This is a genomic window from Clostridium sp. C8-1-8 (assembly GCF_009928445.1).
Taxonomy (GTDB): domain Bacteria; phylum Bacillota; class Clostridia; order Clostridiales; family Clostridiaceae; genus Clostridium_AR.
Window position 1 is genome coordinate 74,980 of sequence record NZ_JAABNO010000013.1, and the last position, 16,201, is coordinate 91,180.

The 16,201-nt window shown below is 32.5% G+C and carries 12 protein-coding genes and 1 other annotated feature; all 12 genes read right to left on the reverse strand.

Going from position 1 to position 16,201, the window contains the following annotated elements:
* Window positions 1–284: 284 nt before the first annotated feature.
* The 12 genes from whiA to GXK57_RS14355 all read right to left on the reverse strand — a co-directional run bounded on the left by whiA (window position 285) and on the right by GXK57_RS14355 (window position 16,187).
* Window positions 285–1,235 (reverse strand): DNA-binding protein WhiA, encoded by a 951-nt coding sequence (gene whiA, locus GXK57_RS14300; protein ID WP_160677663.1) that lies wholly within the window; start codon window positions 1,233–1,235, stop codon window positions 285–287.
* A gap of 16 nt (window positions 1,236–1,251) precedes the next feature.
* Window positions 1,252–2,574, reverse strand: coding sequence for a gluconeogenesis factor YvcK family protein (locus GXK57_RS14305; RefSeq protein WP_160677666.1), 1,323 nt, complete (start codon window positions 2,572–2,574; stop codon window positions 1,252–1,254).
* A complete protein-coding gene (gene rapZ / locus GXK57_RS14310) occupies window positions 2,571–3,455 on the reverse strand; it encodes an RNase adapter RapZ (protein WP_160677668.1) in 885 nt (294 codons plus the stop codon). Before rapZ ends, GXK57_RS14305 begins: the two co-directional genes overlap by 4 nt.
* Before the next feature lie 371 nt (window positions 3,456–3,826).
* Window positions 3,827–5,110, reverse strand: coding sequence for an aspartate--tRNA(Asn) ligase (aspS, locus tag GXK57_RS14315; protein WP_160677671.1), 1,284 nt, complete (start codon window positions 5,108–5,110; stop codon window positions 3,827–3,829).
* 358 nt (window positions 5,111–5,468) lie between these two features.
* Window positions 5,469–5,685, reverse strand: a binding site (T-box leader).
* Between the two features lie 44 nt (window positions 5,686–5,729).
* The gene (locus GXK57_RS14320; protein ID WP_160677673.1) at window positions 5,730–6,842 is read right to left on the reverse strand and encodes a GerAB/ArcD/ProY family transporter; all 1,113 of its coding nucleotides are present in this window, start codon (window positions 6,840–6,842) and stop codon (window positions 5,730–5,732) included.
* Between the two features lie 10 nt (window positions 6,843–6,852).
* The gene (locus GXK57_RS14325) at window positions 6,853–8,046 is read right to left on the reverse strand and encodes a Ger(x)C family spore germination protein (RefSeq protein WP_160677675.1); all 1,194 of its coding nucleotides are present in this window, start codon (window positions 8,044–8,046) and stop codon (window positions 6,853–6,855) included.
* Window positions 8,047–8,051: 5 nt separating this feature from the next.
* Complete coding sequence (locus GXK57_RS14330) at window positions 8,052–9,518, reverse strand: spore germination protein (protein WP_160677677.1); 1,467 nt, start codon at window positions 9,516–9,518, stop codon at window positions 8,052–8,054.
* A 242-nt stretch (window positions 9,519–9,760) separates the two neighbouring features.
* Window positions 9,761–10,681 (reverse strand): UDP-N-acetylmuramate dehydrogenase, encoded by a 921-nt coding sequence (gene murB / locus GXK57_RS14335; protein WP_160677679.1) that lies wholly within the window; start codon window positions 10,679–10,681, stop codon window positions 9,761–9,763.
* 65 nt (window positions 10,682–10,746) lie between these two features.
* Window positions 10,747–11,478, reverse strand: coding sequence for a phosphatase (locus GXK57_RS14340; protein ID WP_160677681.1), 732 nt, complete (start codon window positions 11,476–11,478; stop codon window positions 10,747–10,749).
* A gap of 23 nt (window positions 11,479–11,501) precedes the next feature.
* Entirely contained in the window at window positions 11,502–13,367 is a 1,866-nt protein-coding gene (uvrC, locus tag GXK57_RS14345) for an excinuclease ABC subunit UvrC (RefSeq protein WP_160677683.1), read from the reverse strand.
* Window positions 13,368–13,499: 132 nt separating this feature from the next.
* Window positions 13,500–14,963, reverse strand: coding sequence for a penicillin-binding protein 2 (locus GXK57_RS14350; RefSeq protein WP_160677685.1), 1,464 nt, complete (start codon window positions 14,961–14,963; stop codon window positions 13,500–13,502).
* Window positions 14,964–14,966: 3 nt separating this feature from the next.
* Window positions 14,967–16,187, reverse strand: coding sequence for an FtsW/RodA/SpoVE family cell cycle protein (locus tag GXK57_RS14355; protein WP_160677687.1), 1,221 nt, complete (start codon window positions 16,185–16,187; stop codon window positions 14,967–14,969).
* Between the last annotated feature and the right edge of the window lie 14 nt (window positions 16,188–16,201).

Here is a 16,201-nt window from a genome sequence, read left to right on the forward strand (position 1 = left end):
AGTAACTCCTTACTGTATAAACTATAGGCTATGTTTAATAATTTCAACATAGTACTTTAACATAATCAAACTATATTAAGCTTTGTTAATAAAGTCTATCTCTCTTCAACTTTCTATATTGAGATTATTGACTAATATTCTTTAAAAATGTCCTAAAGTATTTTTCTTTAGTAAACTTTTGCACATATGCCTTTTATTAATGTATGTATCCCCCTGTCAGATAAGTAAAAATAGGATTAAGTATAAGATTTTTATTTTCTTATACTTAATCCTAATGTATTCTTCTAAATCTGTCCTGATCTTATTTCATCTGCGATTTTCTCAATCTTCCTAAGTCTGTGATTTATTCCTGACTTACCTACTGGTGGGTCTAGCATCTCACCTAATTCCTTTAAAGACTCATCAGGATATGTCAATCTAAGCTCTGCAACTTCCCTTAGGTTTTTAGGCAATCTTGCAAGTCCTATTTGCCTTTGTATAAGCTTTATGCTTTCAACCTGTCTTACAGCGGCATTTACAGTCTTACTTAAATTGGCAGTTTCACAATTTACAAGCCTATTTACGTTATTTCTCATTTCCTTCATTATTCTTATATTTTCTAGTTCTAATAGCGAAGAATGAGCACCTATAACATTTAATAAATCTACTATTTGTTCGCCTTCTTTAATATAAACAATATAACTGTTCTTCCTTTGTATCACTTTAGAGTTAAGCGTAAAGGTATTTATAACATCTCTTAGATCTTCTGCATATTCTAAAGAATGGGTAACCAATTCTAGATGGTAATTTTTCTCTGGGTTACTTATACTTCCACCACCGATAAAAGCGCCTCTTACATAAGCTCTTCTTTTTTCCTCATCTGACACTATATCTTGATCAATTCTATAATCTAAGGTAGTGATGCCATCTACTTCTCTCAATATTCCTGTATCCCTAAGAAGGTCCTTAACACCCATTTCCTCTGTTATAAGAACCATATAAATATTATTCTTTTTCAATGAGTTACTTCTCTTTACCATAAGCCTAGAATGTATATTAAAATGATCCTTTAATATAGTAAACACCAGTCTAGCACAGGCAGGATTTTCTGTGGTTATCTTAAAGCTAATCTGTCTTCCACTAAAAGCTAAGGTTCCACTAACCTTCATTATTGCAGAAATTTCTGCCAATGCTTCACTTTTATTTAAATCAGTATATCTGCATATTTCTCCTTTAACTTTTGACGAAAATGACATAAATACCCCTTCCTTGCTACTTTTCCTTTAGTCTTTGTGATAAGTACATATATTCTAATATCTTTTTTCTATCATATAAAAGCTTTTTCTCCATAACTGTTTGCATTATTACTTCGGCCAATCTCTCAGAATTATGTCTTACTAGCCCTTTATTTATATTTACAAGATTAGCCTTTACCACCTCTATACCCATCCTTTGAAGCTCTGGTAAGTCTATGTCAACAATCTCTGAGCCATCTTCCTTATATCTTTTTTTAAGCTCATCAGATATATTGTCCACATTAGCTATTACACAATCAACAATCTCTTTACCACAATAATCATTTAATATCTTAATATGGTCAGATACTTTAAAACCATCTGTTTCTCCAGGCTGTGTCATTATATTTGATACATAAATCTTAAAAGCTTTACTTCTTCTTACTGAATTAGTTATTTCTTTTACCAACATGTTAGGTATAACACTTGTATATAAACTTCCTGGTCCTAAAACTATGGCATCGGCCTCTCTTATTGCATCTATAGCATCATCTAAAGGCTTTGCATCTTCTGGGATTATTGATAACTTCTTTATTTTAGTTTTATTCTCATAAGCTATCTCTGGGATCATAGACTCTCCTTCAATGATTTGCCCATCAGCCAGTTCAGCTTTTAACTTCATATTCTCCAAGGTAACTGGTAATACTTTTCCAGTAACCGCAAGTACTGAGCTCATCTTTTGAACTGCATCTTCAAAGTTGTCAGAGATACCATCCATAGCTGCTAAAAATAAATTACCAAAGCTTTGGTTCTTAAGCCTTCCATCTTTAAATCTATATTGAAGCAGATCCTCCATAAGAGGCTCCGTATCTGCAAGAGCTAATATACAGTTTCTTATATCACCTGGTGGCAGTATTCCAAGGTCCTCTCTTAAGTCTCCAGAGCCACCACCATCATCCGCAACAGTTACTATAGCTGTAATATTAGAAGTATAATACTTTAAACCTCTAAGCATGGTAGACAGTCCTGTTCCACCACCTATTACAACTATTTTAGGTCCTTTAACCAAGAGTCTCTTTTCATATATAAGATTTTCTATCTTCTCATTATCAAAGGAAACTTTTATATATCCCTTATTCATTAGAGCTATCACTGCCTTGATCCCCTCAGTAACGGATACATAAATTATAAAAATTCCTGTTATATTTAAAAATATGAAGAAAACCATGTATGGTGTATTATAAACCTTATGCTGAACCAGCTCATTAAGTCCAAAAGCTATAAACAAAATACCTAGTATAGCATATAAAATCCACCTTTTAAGTTTTATACCTGGTTTTAGCCAGTCAATAAGTCTCATAGCTTTTTAGCTCCTCTATTAACATCTTCATTGACATCTCTATGTTCAATTGTAGCCTTGAATCCACTACTGTTTAAATCTTCATATATTGCGTTTGCTATAGCTACAGATCTATGTCTTCCACCAGTGCAACCTATAGAAACTATAAGCTGTCTTTTACCTTCCTTTGCATAGTTAGGTATTAAAAATTTCAACATATCATCTATCTTATCCATAAACTTCTTAGTTTCTTCTTTTTCCAAAACATATTTTTTTACAGGCTCATCATTGCCTGAAAAAGGCTTAAGTTCTGGTATATAGAATGGATTAGGCAAAAACCTTACATCAAATACCAAATCAGAATCCATAGGTATTCCATACTTGAAACCAAAAGAGACAACAGTAATTGTTAGAGGTCTTTCGGTTGTTGAGCCACTTCCATATAGTAAGTTAAGCTTTTCTCTCAAGTCTCTTATTGCATATTTAGAAGTATCTATTATATTATCAGCTCTATCTTTTATCTCTCTAAGTTTTTTTCTCTCTTCCTCAATACCATTTATAACTCTTCCGTCTGGTGCAAGCGGATGACTTCTTCTAGACTCCTTGAATCTTTTTACAAGAACTTCATCTGATGCTTCAAGGAATAGTATTTCATATTTTAGTTCATTTTCCTTTAAAGAGTGAAGGGTTTCAAATAAATCTTCGAAAAAAATCCCACCTCTTATATCCATTACCAATGCTATTTTATCAATTTTCCCATCACTTTGCTGACACGCCTCTGCAAACTTACATATAAGCTTTGGAGGTAAATTATCTACGCAAAAGTATCCCAAATCTTCTAAACTTCTTGTGGTTTCTGTCTTACCGGCTCCAGAAAGACCAGTTACTATCACAAATCTCATAAATATCCTCCTTGCTACATCCTTAAGTATTTGATATTTAAATGTATCACTTTATAATAAGATTCATATTTTCGGATTGAAGTGCTACATCTTTATATACTTACTTTGAATCAGTACATCATAAAATGCTATACGATTTTAAAAAGTAATTATCCTCATTTATGAGTAAAAATATTCTTACATTAAATTATATCACATAATGTAACTTTTATAGATATACAATTTTAAAGTTGCATTTATGCCTATATGAAACCTTAAAATTATATACTTTTACGCTCAAAATAATATTTAAATTAAGAGAAAGTTTTCAAAACTCTCCGAGAATTCTTAAGAGTTTTGAAAACTATAATATAGGTCATGTTTGTATAAAATTAAGGCGTTAACCTTGTTCTATCTCTAGGAAATAAAGTTGCTTCTCTTATATTGCTTAGCTGTAATAGTTGAGCAGTTATTCTCTCTAGACCTATAGCTAAACCTCCATGTGGCGGCATTCCATACTTAAAAGATTCAAGATAAAAACCAAAATCTTCTGGATTTAATCCCTTATACTTCATATTTTCCACAAGCTCAGAGTATTCATTTATCCTCTGACCACCTGTAGTTATTTCAACTCCCCTAAATAATAAGTCAAAGCTTCTAGTTCCAAGCTCACCTTTAGGCATGGTATACATAGGTCTTTTACTTCTTGGATAATTAGTAATAAATATGAACTCAGAATCAAGCTCTTCTTTTGCATATTGATATATTTGCTTTTCACCCAATGGATCTAGATCTCCCACAAGATCATTACGAGAGTATTTAGCCTTTAATATTCCTATAGCCTCTTGCAATGTAATTTGAGGTATAACCTCTCTAATTTGTGGTATTCTTATTTCAAGTTCTTCAAACTTACCCTTATACTCATTCTCTATATTACAAAGTATAAACTTTAAAAGTTTTGTCTCAAACTCAATTAGTTGCTGTTCATCTTCTATAAAGCCCATCTCCAAATCCATACTCACATACTCATTTATATGTCTTGAAGTATTATGCTCTTCAGCTCTATAAACATGACCTATTTCAAAAACTCGTTCGTATCCAGCTGCCACCATCATCTGTTTATAGGTCTGTGGGCTTTGTGCTAGGTAAGCTTGTTTTTCAAAATATTCAACTTTAAATAAAGCGGTGCCTCCCTCAGCACCTTCAGAAACTAGCTTTGGTGTATATATCTGTGTAAAGCCCTCCTTTATCAAAAACTCAGAAAAGCCTTGAGATATAGCAGCTTGAATCTTAAATATAAAGTTATTATCTTCATTTCTTAAACTTAATACTCTATTATTAAGCTGTGTTTCCAAATTACTTTCCATAGGACTTTTATTTATAGTTATCGGTAGCTCATCTTTAACTAATGTTATTACCTCGACTTTTTCTGCTTGAAGCTCAATATTGCTAATTTTATTTTTCCCTTCAACTACGTTTCCCCATATAGCTAATACAGATTCTAATTTTATACCTTGTATATCTAATTGGTTATTATCAACTACACATTGAACCATACCAGTTCTATCTCTTAAAACTAAAAAACTTACCTTGCTCAAACTTCTAACTTTATGAAGCCATCCAGTAATTTTCACCTTATCTCCACACTTAAGCTCATTTATTAATGTTCTTTCCATAACAAATTCCTCCTTAAACAATTAAATCTTTAGATATCAATATCAAAATGTTTAAACATATAAATTTGTATATAACGTTATAAACCTCTATATAAACGGTGATCAGCCGCAGTTTTATATTTCTTTAACGAAACCTTTTCCAGTAATACCTATAGATATTTAATCTCAAGAAAGTACCAATAAATTAAAAAACGCCCCTTGAGTAAACTCAAGGGGCGAATAATACGCGGTACCACCCTAATTAGCTTTTCTGAAAATTAAAATTCTTCGACTTATCACAATATACCTATCTTATATAAATAAATGCGAAGAAATTCTGGCAGCGAAAATAATTAAAAAATAAAAAAACTCCCTCCAACAAAGGAGCGAGTATTACTCACGGTACCATCCTAATTAACTTAAAAAGTTATCTTTGCAATATAACGGTATTTACCCGGCTCAGCCTACTAAATAAGTTATTTTTCAGCTTCGCATCTCAGAGATGTCCTTCAAAGTAATATAAATATGGGCTTTCACCGTCCCCAACTCGCTTTAATCTATGTTTATACTTCTACTTTTCTCTTCATTGATTTTATTTGTATAAATTATACATCAATAATATAACTATGTAAATATGAATTTATTGTATATTAGCTCTATTTTTATTTCTTCTAAGAACTATTATAAGTAAAAATATAGGAACTACAAATTGTAATGGAACATGAATATATATAGGAACAATATCTAATCCAACATGAAAGTGCTGAACGGGATTTGATTTTAGCATATATGAAATAAAAACTACTATAATACCTAAAGTAATAACAACCAGGTTTCTATATCTATTGTCAAGCTTAAATGTAGTCATGGTCATTTCTACTGAACAGTAAAAAAATATGAGAATCTTATAGAATCCACCTAGCATCAAAAGAAGTATGGCAAAAACATCTAGCCTTTGTATAAAGGTACCAATCTGTATTACACCTATGGATTTCAATATAGGAAATACAGATATTTCAACTATAGTAGCAGAAATTGTAGCTATGCTCATAATAGATGCAAAAGCCAAAGCATTTCCAGCAATTATATTAGAGATAAATGAAAGCTTTCTAACCTTATTTATCTCACTTTCGAGAACATTAGGATAAATATTTAAAAAAGTTATAGTTTCACCATAAGGTACTGTAATTGCTAATGGAAATAGCAACTTTATAATTGGTTCCCATCCATACTCAAGTACCGGAAGCAACCGCTCCATCTTGGGAAGTTTGTTTAAAAATGCAAATAATGTTATTAAAATTATTGTAGTAAAAGTTATAGCATTTAGTATAACCGCTCCTCTTCCCATAGCTTCTATTCCTAGGTAAGCACAATAGATAGCCGGTATAGTCATAATAAGTATCACCATAATATCAGGAGTTTTCTGAAGAGCAGTAGATCTTATTATTATCCTGAAATCATTAATTATTCTATTTGCAATATATATATAATAAAAAATATATATTAAAGATAGAAAAAAACCTACTTTTCCTCCTAAAATCTCCTTCAAAATTTCTGTAAAATTACCTCCATTGCTTTTGTTAAATATAGTGCTGTATATAAAAGTTGCTCCTGTACCTATAACCATCCCTAAAAATATTACTATCCAAGAATCCTGCTTTGCACTTGTTGCTAATGGTATCGCTACAGCACTTCCTATTTGAAATAAAATCATCATTCTAACAAGTTGTCTTCCGCTTATTTTATTATTCATAAACTTCACCCTATTTTGTAGGTTTAAGTGATTTTGTAGTGGTTCCAGTAGTTGTTATCTCAACCTTAACCTTATATTCTACCGGAAGAATCGGAAAGTCATTGTCCCAGCTTTTTCCTACACTCTTCCACAGTTTGTTTTTATGTATCTTAACACTTCTCCCAAATCCGAATATATCGGATTTAAATTTATCTTGTATTTCTGAGGTAGATTTACTAAACCTCATAACTAGATAATCCTCTGTCTTCTTTTCTATTTGCCTTATAGTACCTGGCTTATCTATTGGTATTACTCCTGTCGCCTCAGCAATAGACGCCTTTATATCCATGTTAACAATTACCTTTGGTTTTCCCATAACTTCTTCTACAGTAATAGTTCTTTTTAACTTTTCAGCAGTTAAATTAATAAATTCCTTTGGATCAACCCATGGAACTATTATCAAAAAACCTTTTTCACTACCTCTTATTATATTTACTAATGCACTTTGACTATCATTTAACCATCCTATGAGTTTATCACCTTTGAAGGCTGCAACAGGGCCTAGCTGTATGTTTGTAGGTACATCTGAATAATTAATATTTTCCTTATTCATTCCAATATCAGTATCACCAGATACTAGAATACTTGTTAATATAGGTTCTATACCTTCGCTATGTGTCATTTCTATTAAGTCAAATAATCTTACCTTTGCAGTTGGTACCCATATTTTTTCTGAATTCTCTATGGATTGAAATAGCTTATTAGCTGGATTCTTATCTAACGGTGTTAATACGTTAAGTGCATCTGTAGCTTTTTTCCCTCTCAATACAGCAATATAAAAATCACTTCTTACTTCACTATTTCTTAACAAATAATCAAGAGTGCTTCCTATTCCTTCTCTGGCAAAATCCTCTCCAAATATAAGCATTCTTAAGTGGCCTAAGAAAAACTGTCTAGGTATTTCTAAACTTAGCCTCCTAATAGCTTCCTCTAAAGACTTACCTTCCATTCTGTAAGTTGTTATATCTGTACCATCCCCTCCAGATCTATCAGAAGCTACTTTCTCAGTGTTTAATATTTGTACTGTAACTAGATACTTTTCTCTAACCTTATCTATTCCTAAGGCTGTAATTAAGGAAAGCTGCGATGGTTCCTTTGCTCCCCAGCAGCCACCTAATAGATTGCAAAGCATAATTATAATTAATAGTCTAGAAATTCTCTTCATAATAATCACTTCTTAATTAAATTTTTCAATATAAGCTTAAAAATATTTTTTATTTTAGGGTCAATAGGATTATTTTTAGGTGCCATAGTCTTTGGAACAAAAGGCTCCATATAAGGAACCCCAAAGCTGTTTATGCTACAAAGGTAAAATATTACAACTATTATCCCGCTTATTAAACCAGGAAGCCCAAGAGTAGTGCCTAAAGCAAGTAGGGCATATCTTAATAACCTAGAAGCATTGGCCATTATGTAAGAGGGACATACATACGTAGCTATTGCTGTTATAGCTACTACTATTATAAGTATTGGTGAAAATATTCCAGCCTCTATAGATGCTTGCCCTAAAATCAAAGCTCCTACTATTGATATTGTTGGACCTACAGCTCTAGGCATTCTTACCGCAGCTTCTCTTAATATATCAAAGATAAGTTCTAATATAAAAGCCTCGAAAGCTATAGGAAAAGGAACTCTTTGTCTTTGGGCTGCAATACTTATATATAATGCTGTAGGTAGCATCTCTTGGTGAAAGGTTAGTACAGCGCAATATACGCCTGGAGTAAGCAAGGCTATAATATAGCTTATAAATCTAATAAGCATTAAAAAACTTCCAGTATAATTTCTTACATATAGCTCTTCAGTAGTCTGAAAAAAATTAGTAAAAACTGCTGGTAATATTGAAGCAAATGGGGTGCCATCTACAAGTATTGCTATTTTTCCTCTCATAAGTGCAGTTGCAACAAAATCTGGTCGCTCAGAACTATATATTATTGGGAAAGGTGATACTTTATCTCCTTGTAAATAATCCTCTATAATTGCGCTGCCTACTACGAATTCTATGTTCAAATTCTGTATCTTATTTTTCACCACGCTCAAAACATTGTCATCAGCAATTCCTTCTATATAGACAAGTGATACATCAGTTTGAGATTGCTCTCCAAGTCTATAATCCTCAAATATTAAATTTTTATTTTTTACTCTTCTTCTAATTAAAGCGGTATTTGTCCTTAGAGTCTCTGTAAATCCCTCCTTAGGTCCTTTAATGACATTCTGTGTAGTAGGCTCTTCAATTCCTCTTTGAGCCCACTTTTTAGAATCAATTGAAATAGCTTTATTACAACTATCTATGAGTAAAACTGTTTCACCTGCCAACACACTTTCATAAACCTTATCAATATTAGATAATTCATCTATCTCTCCAAAAGCTAAGCATTGTCTTTTAAGGATATTAAACCAATCAATATTCTTACCGTTAGAAAGTTTTAAATCGGCGATTCTTACATCTATCATTAAAGACTTTAGAATTATGCTATTTACCGTATCATCATCAGATAACCCGTCTATATAAATTATAAAAGCTTCTATTCTTTCATCTTTTCCTATGATAAATTCTCTAATTACTATATCATTACTCTTCCCTAATACACTTTTGATCTTAGATAAGTTTTCTTTTAGTTTAGTACTAATTTCATTCATAATTATCACCACTAGTACTTATATTTACTATTAAAATCCCCTAAAAAAAAACTTATATACCAATAGTGGTATATAAGTTTTTTCTCTTCCAACTTAATAAGCTAAATTCTGAACCAAAGTATGAAAGAAATATTAAGTTAAATATTTACCTCTTCAATACGAAATATATTTTTAGAGTTCCTCTAGACTATAAGAGGATACTTTAAAAATATAAATTTTAATATAAAGTGATACATCTCTATTTATATTACATCCTCGCCAATAATTCTAACTTCTGGATGAAGGTCCACATCAAATTTATTCTTAACTGTGGCCTGTACATGATGTATTACTGCTAAAACATCCGCTGCAGTAGCATTACCTTTGTTAATAACAAAGCCTGAATGCTTTTCAGAAACTCCAGCCCCTCCAATTGTAAATCCTTTTAAGCCTGCATCTTGAATTAATTTTCCTGCAAAGTAGCCCTGAGGTCTTTTGAAGGTACTTCCTGCTGATGGATATTCTAACGGCTGTTTTTCTTCTCTTCTTGCTGTTAACTCTTCCATTCTTTGCTTTATAGATTCATAATTACCTTGTTTCAGCTCAAATACTGCTCCAATAACTATAAAGCCTTTTTGCATAACAACGCTTGACCTATATCCAAGCTCAAGTTCATCTTTTTCCAAAACTCTTATTTCATTTTTATCATCTAACACAACTGCTTCTTTTATTACGAATGAAATTTCACCGTCATAAGCTCCTGCATTCATAAATACTGCTCCACCTACACTACCTGGTATACCGCATGCAAATTCAAATCCAGTTAAGCTATTAGCCAAGGCTTGTTTAGAAACATCCGCTAAAAGTGCACCGCATTCTGCTTCTACTTCTGTACCTCTAACTGTTATCTTACTAAGTTTGCAAAGCTTTATAACTACCCCTCTTATTCCACCGTCTTTTACTAGAATATTGGAGCCATTACCTATAATAAAATATGGGACATTATGCTTTTTACATATATCAATAGTACTTTTCACTTGTTCAGCGGTATTGGGATTCACTAATATATCAACTGGACCCCCAACCTTAAAATATATGTGCTCACTCATAAGAGAATTTAGTTCTATATCTTTTTCATCGTAAATACTAAAAAGTAGCTTACTAAACTCTAAGTATTCATTCATTATTAAAACTCCTCATGATTTTATTAAATACGCTCAATTAAATAGTATAAAGTAATTATTGCCCTTTAATCAAGGCTTAAATCAGAAAGTTTGCCTTTTTTCTTTAAGTAAATTAAAATTTTATCTTTATTCGTATTTAATATTAACTCTTCTGGAACCTTTGCTTCTTCTATTATCTTCTGTGCAACAGGGAATTTACCTATATTAAAGCACACATGAGCGTCAGAGCTTAAAACAATTTTAACTCCGTAGTCTACACAAAGCTTTGCTATCTTTAAACATGTAGCTTCACTGCCTGGTCTAGACTTGAATGAGCTATTATTTATTTCAATTATCTTATCCTCGGCCTTAGCCTTCCTTACAACCTCTTCTTCATATATTGGGAAAAAACTATTACCTGTATGTCCCATAATATCAATCAATGGATTGTTCATTGCATTTATTAAAGCTTTAGTGTTTTCTTCTCTAGTCCCTGATTTTATACAAACATCATGTAAACTAGCTATCAAAATATCCATATTAGCTTGAGTTCTTTGCGGTATATCTAAATTCCCATCATAATCAACAATATTAGCTTCACAACCCCTTAAGTGAATAACCCCATAAAGTTCTCTTGGCAGTGTTTTTTGGTTATTAAAATAAAATATATGCGGTCCTCCTGGCATGCTAGGACCGTGATCAGTTGTTGCTAACACTTCAATACCATTCTCTGATGCCCATTTTATATTTTCTAACCATGTAGTATATGCATGACCGCTAACAATTGTGTGTGTATGGGTATCCAAAACATAGTTCATATAAACAAAGTCTCCTCTTCATTTTATTTTTTTGATGCGAAATATCCTCTTATGCTTTCAGCAGCCTTCTTATCTATACTAGGAGTCTCAAGCAATTCTTCAAGGGTAGCATTTTTTATATTATCTACACTTCCAAACTTCATGAGGAGTTCCTTTCTTCGCTTTTCTCCTATGTTAGGAATATCTTCAAGAATTGAGTGCAAGGTTCTCTTATCTCTAAGGGAACGGTGGTATGTTATAGCAAACCTATGTACTTCATCCTGTATTCTGGTTATCATGTGCATTAAATTTGAACCTCTGTTCAAAATAAGTTCCTCATTGTTATATATAAGACCTCTAGTCTGATGCTTATCATCCTTAACCATTCCACAAACAGGTATGTCTATGCCAAACTTCTCTAATACTTCAAGAGCTACATTTACTTGACCTTTGCCTCCATCCATCATTATTAGGTCCGGGAATATGGAGAACTTACCTTTTGAGAACTCTAAATTTCTTTCTTGAATTGCTTTTATTTCTTCTAGACCATGAGAAAATCTTCTCTCTAATATTTCTCTCATACTATCATAATCATTTGCACCTTTGACAGTCTTTATCTTAAATCTTCTATAGTCAGAGTTCTTAGGCTTTCCTTCTTCAAAGACCACCATTGTTCCTACTGAATCTACACCCTGAATATTTGATATATCATAGGATTCTATTCTTGTAGGAATACTTTCAAGATTCAGTAGAAATGCAAGCTCTTCTAATGATACCTTGTTAATCTCTTTATCCTTTAAGATCTTATCCTTAAATTGCTCTAAGGTCATTTTTGCATTGTTCTGGACCATTTCAAGCATATCTTTCTTTTCACCCTTTTTAGGTATCTTGATCCAGACCTTCGATCCTTTTTTTATTGTCAAGAACTCTTCCATAAGATCAATATCCTGTATATCTGGTACATATACGTTCTTAGGCAACTGTGCAGTTCCACCATAAAAGGAGGTTATAAATTCTGATATAACTTCTCCAACATCATCATTGGCCTTATCCTGGAACATAAAATGCTCTCTTCCAGTTATCTTTCCTTCTCTTAAGAAAAACACCTGAATACAGATATCTTTTTCATCACTATAAACATTAATAAAATCTTCATCAGCCTCTCTGGCAGTAAACATCTTTTGTTTCTCGCTTATAAACTCTATGGACAATATCTTATCTCTAAGCTTTGCAGCTTTTTCAAATTCAAGATTTTCTGCTGCTATGTTCATGTCGCTCTTTAAGCCCTTTACTAGTTCCGTATCTTTACCACTTAGTATATTTATTATATCTTCAATCATCTTTCCGTACTCAGCTTTAGATACATAGCCTCCACAAGGTGCATTACATTGCTTTATATGGTAGTTTAAACACGGTCTAGTCTTCTCTCCACCTTCAGTAATAATCCTCTTGCAGGTTCTTAAAGGGAAAGCCTTTTTTATCATACCTATTGTTTCATATACAGCTGGAACATTTGTATATGGACCAAAATACCTATTTCCATCCTTTGCGTAATTCCTAGTTACATATACCCTAGGAAAGTCTTCATTAGTTGTTATTTTTATAAATGGATAAAATTTATCATCTTTTAGAGCTATGTTATACTTTGGGCTGTATTTCTTTATAAGATTACATTCAAGTAACAAAGCCTCCATTTCTGAATCTGTTACTATATATTCAAATTCAGAAATATTTTTAACCAAGGCCCTTGTCTTCTCCGAGTGATTTTTAGAATTCTGAAAGTACTGTCTAACTCTATTCTTAAGTATCTTAGCCTTTCCTACATATATAATTTCACCTAAGGAATTTTTCATTATATAAACTCCAGGTTTATCTGGCAGTATTTTTAATTGATGTTCAAAATCAAACATTTTTTCACCTCCTAATCATATGTTGCACAAATCATGAAAATATATATTTAAATATGGGCATAAGTTTTAGATAAACAAATACAGATTACCCTATAATGTTTATCTAAAACTTAACTTTATTGTACCTATTTATTACTTATTTAAGGCCGCTTTAGTTATTGCTCCTGCGGCCTGAGCAGCTTTTCCTCCACCAGCTCCTCCGCCTTCTATTATTACAGCAAAAGCTATTTGAGGATTGTCTGCTGGCGCAAAACCTATGAACCATGAGTGAGGCGCTCCATCTTTACCATTTATCTGATAATCTGCTGTTCCGGTCTTTCCAGCAGCATTTGTACCACCAAAATAGTTTTTCCAGTCTCTTGTTACTCTATCGTCAACCAAATACTTCATATAATCTCTTATAGTACTGGCTGTGTTTTGAGAAATTACATTTCTAGCTACCTTAGGAGAAGTCTTGCTCACAAGCTCTCCATCTTTATTCAAGACTTGACTTACAAGCTGTGGTTCCATCATTATACCACCGTTGGCAATTGTACTTGCAACTAGAGCCATTTGGGTAGGAGTAGCTAAAACACTACTTTGACCTATTCCAGATTGAGCTATACTTCCTTTTTCATAACTTTTTAAAGTAGGGAATTCACTTTTTTCAAGCGCTATCCCATCCGTAGGAATAGTATTGTTAAAGCCAAACTTTTCTGCTGTTGTCTTTAACTTATCATTGCCTAACTCTAATGCCAAGTTACCAAATACAAAGTTAGAGGAAACCGCTAAAGCCTGCTTTAAGCTTAAAGTTCCGTATACGTGTCCATCTAAGTTACTCAAGGACTGCTTAGAATTGAAAACAATCTTACCAGTATCATTAAAGGTTCTATTTGTAACTCCTGGTAAGTTATCTATAGCTGAAGCTAAAGTAACTATTTTAAAAGTAGATCCTGGGGGATACATTCCTATAACGGCTCTGTTTATAAGAGGAGAATCAGCATAGTTTCCTGAATTAGCCTGCTTCATAACCTCATCCAGATTGTTAGGGTCATAGGATGGTTTTGATACCATTGCAAGTATCTCTCCTGTCTTAGGATTTAATACTACCACCGCTCCCTTGTTGTCGCCTAAAGCATCAAAAGCTGCTTTCTGTATCTTGTCATCTAAAGTAGTAACTATACTATTTCCTACCTTTTCCTCAGTTTTATTTCTGTTTTTAAAGGCCTCTACTACATCTAAAGACTTTAAGAAGGCTTTAAGAGTAGCACTATGATAGTCAGTAAGCTGTTCGTCATATTTACTCTCTAAACCAGTGATACCATATTTAGGATTTACGTATCCTAAAACCTGAGAGTAAAGCGCTCCACCTTTATATTCTCTATTCTGAGTTAGTAAATCTTTCTTTGAAGAAGCAGTTAGAGGATTTTTATTTCTATCATATATAGTTCCTCTTAAAACCTCATTTCTTTTAGCCCATAATCTCTGATTTTGTGGTTTTGCTGCGATATCATTAGCTTTAAACAACTGAAAATAAGCTATATATGTTATAAGAGCCAAAATCAGAACAAGATAAACAACCAATACTTTTTTTATACTGTTTGATAAATCTTTCATATTCTAGCCCTCCTCTGAAATCTTCTGCAATATTCCTAATGCAAAAAACATAGTCATCATTGAAGTACCACCATAACTTATCAAAGGAAGTGTTATTCCTGTAAGAGGTATAACTGCAAAAACCCCACCAATAATAACTAATACCTGCATAGCTATCATAGCACTAAATCCAACTGCATTTAACTGAGAAAATCTGTCATCAGTAGTTAAAGCAGCTCTCATGCCTCTATAGAAAAGTAAAAAATAAAGAAGCATTATTCCTATAGCAAATATTGTTCCAAACTCTTCACAAATAATTGCAAAAATAAAATCTGACTCTCTAACAGGAACAAATCCAGGATACCCTTGTCCAAGCCCAGCTCCAAAAAATCCTCCTGAAGATATAGAAAATAGCCCCTGAGCTATCTGATAACTCTGATCATTAGCATATTTCCATAGATCTTTCCATATTATCACTCTTTTTCTTACATGAGCAAAAAGCTTATAACTTATACTTGCCCCAGCTGCAAATAATATCAAACAAGTAATTACATACTTTAGCTTTCCTGTAGCTATGAACAGCATTGTCACTGCAATACCGAAAAATATAAGTGCTGAACCTAAATCCCTTTGAAGTACCATACAACCTATTACAGCCATTACAACTGCTGCTGGTTCTACAAGCTGTTTAAAATCCTCCAAGATATTCTTTTTATCTTCATACTTAGATAATGCAGAAGATAAATATAAAACAAAAAATATCTTTCCAACCTCAGAAGGCTGAAAACTAAACCCTCCTATTTTTACCCAGTTTTTAGCTCCCAAAACCTCACTTCCTATGAACAAAGCCATAGGCATAAATACAGCAGTAGCGCCCAGAAATACATATTTATACTTAATAAAACTTCTTAAATCAGGTACAATTACAACGATAAGTATGTAAGATGTGATACCAATTATAAACCATATAAGCTGCTTCACTGCAAACTGTGGGTTTATCCTATAAAGCATAGCTATTCCAATAAATGAAAGTATAGCTGAAAAAATTAATAGGAACTTATCTCCATCTGGGAAGAAACGTCTTATTACGAAATGGGCATAAGTTATTAGAATAATAACTACTCCCCCCATAATTAATGCTCCTATATCAACTGGAGTTTTTAAAAACGCCAAATCTACAAATAGCGCTATACATAAAAGATATGATATAAAAAGTAGTCTTCTTTCATATTTTACTGAACTCATATAATCACCTCAAG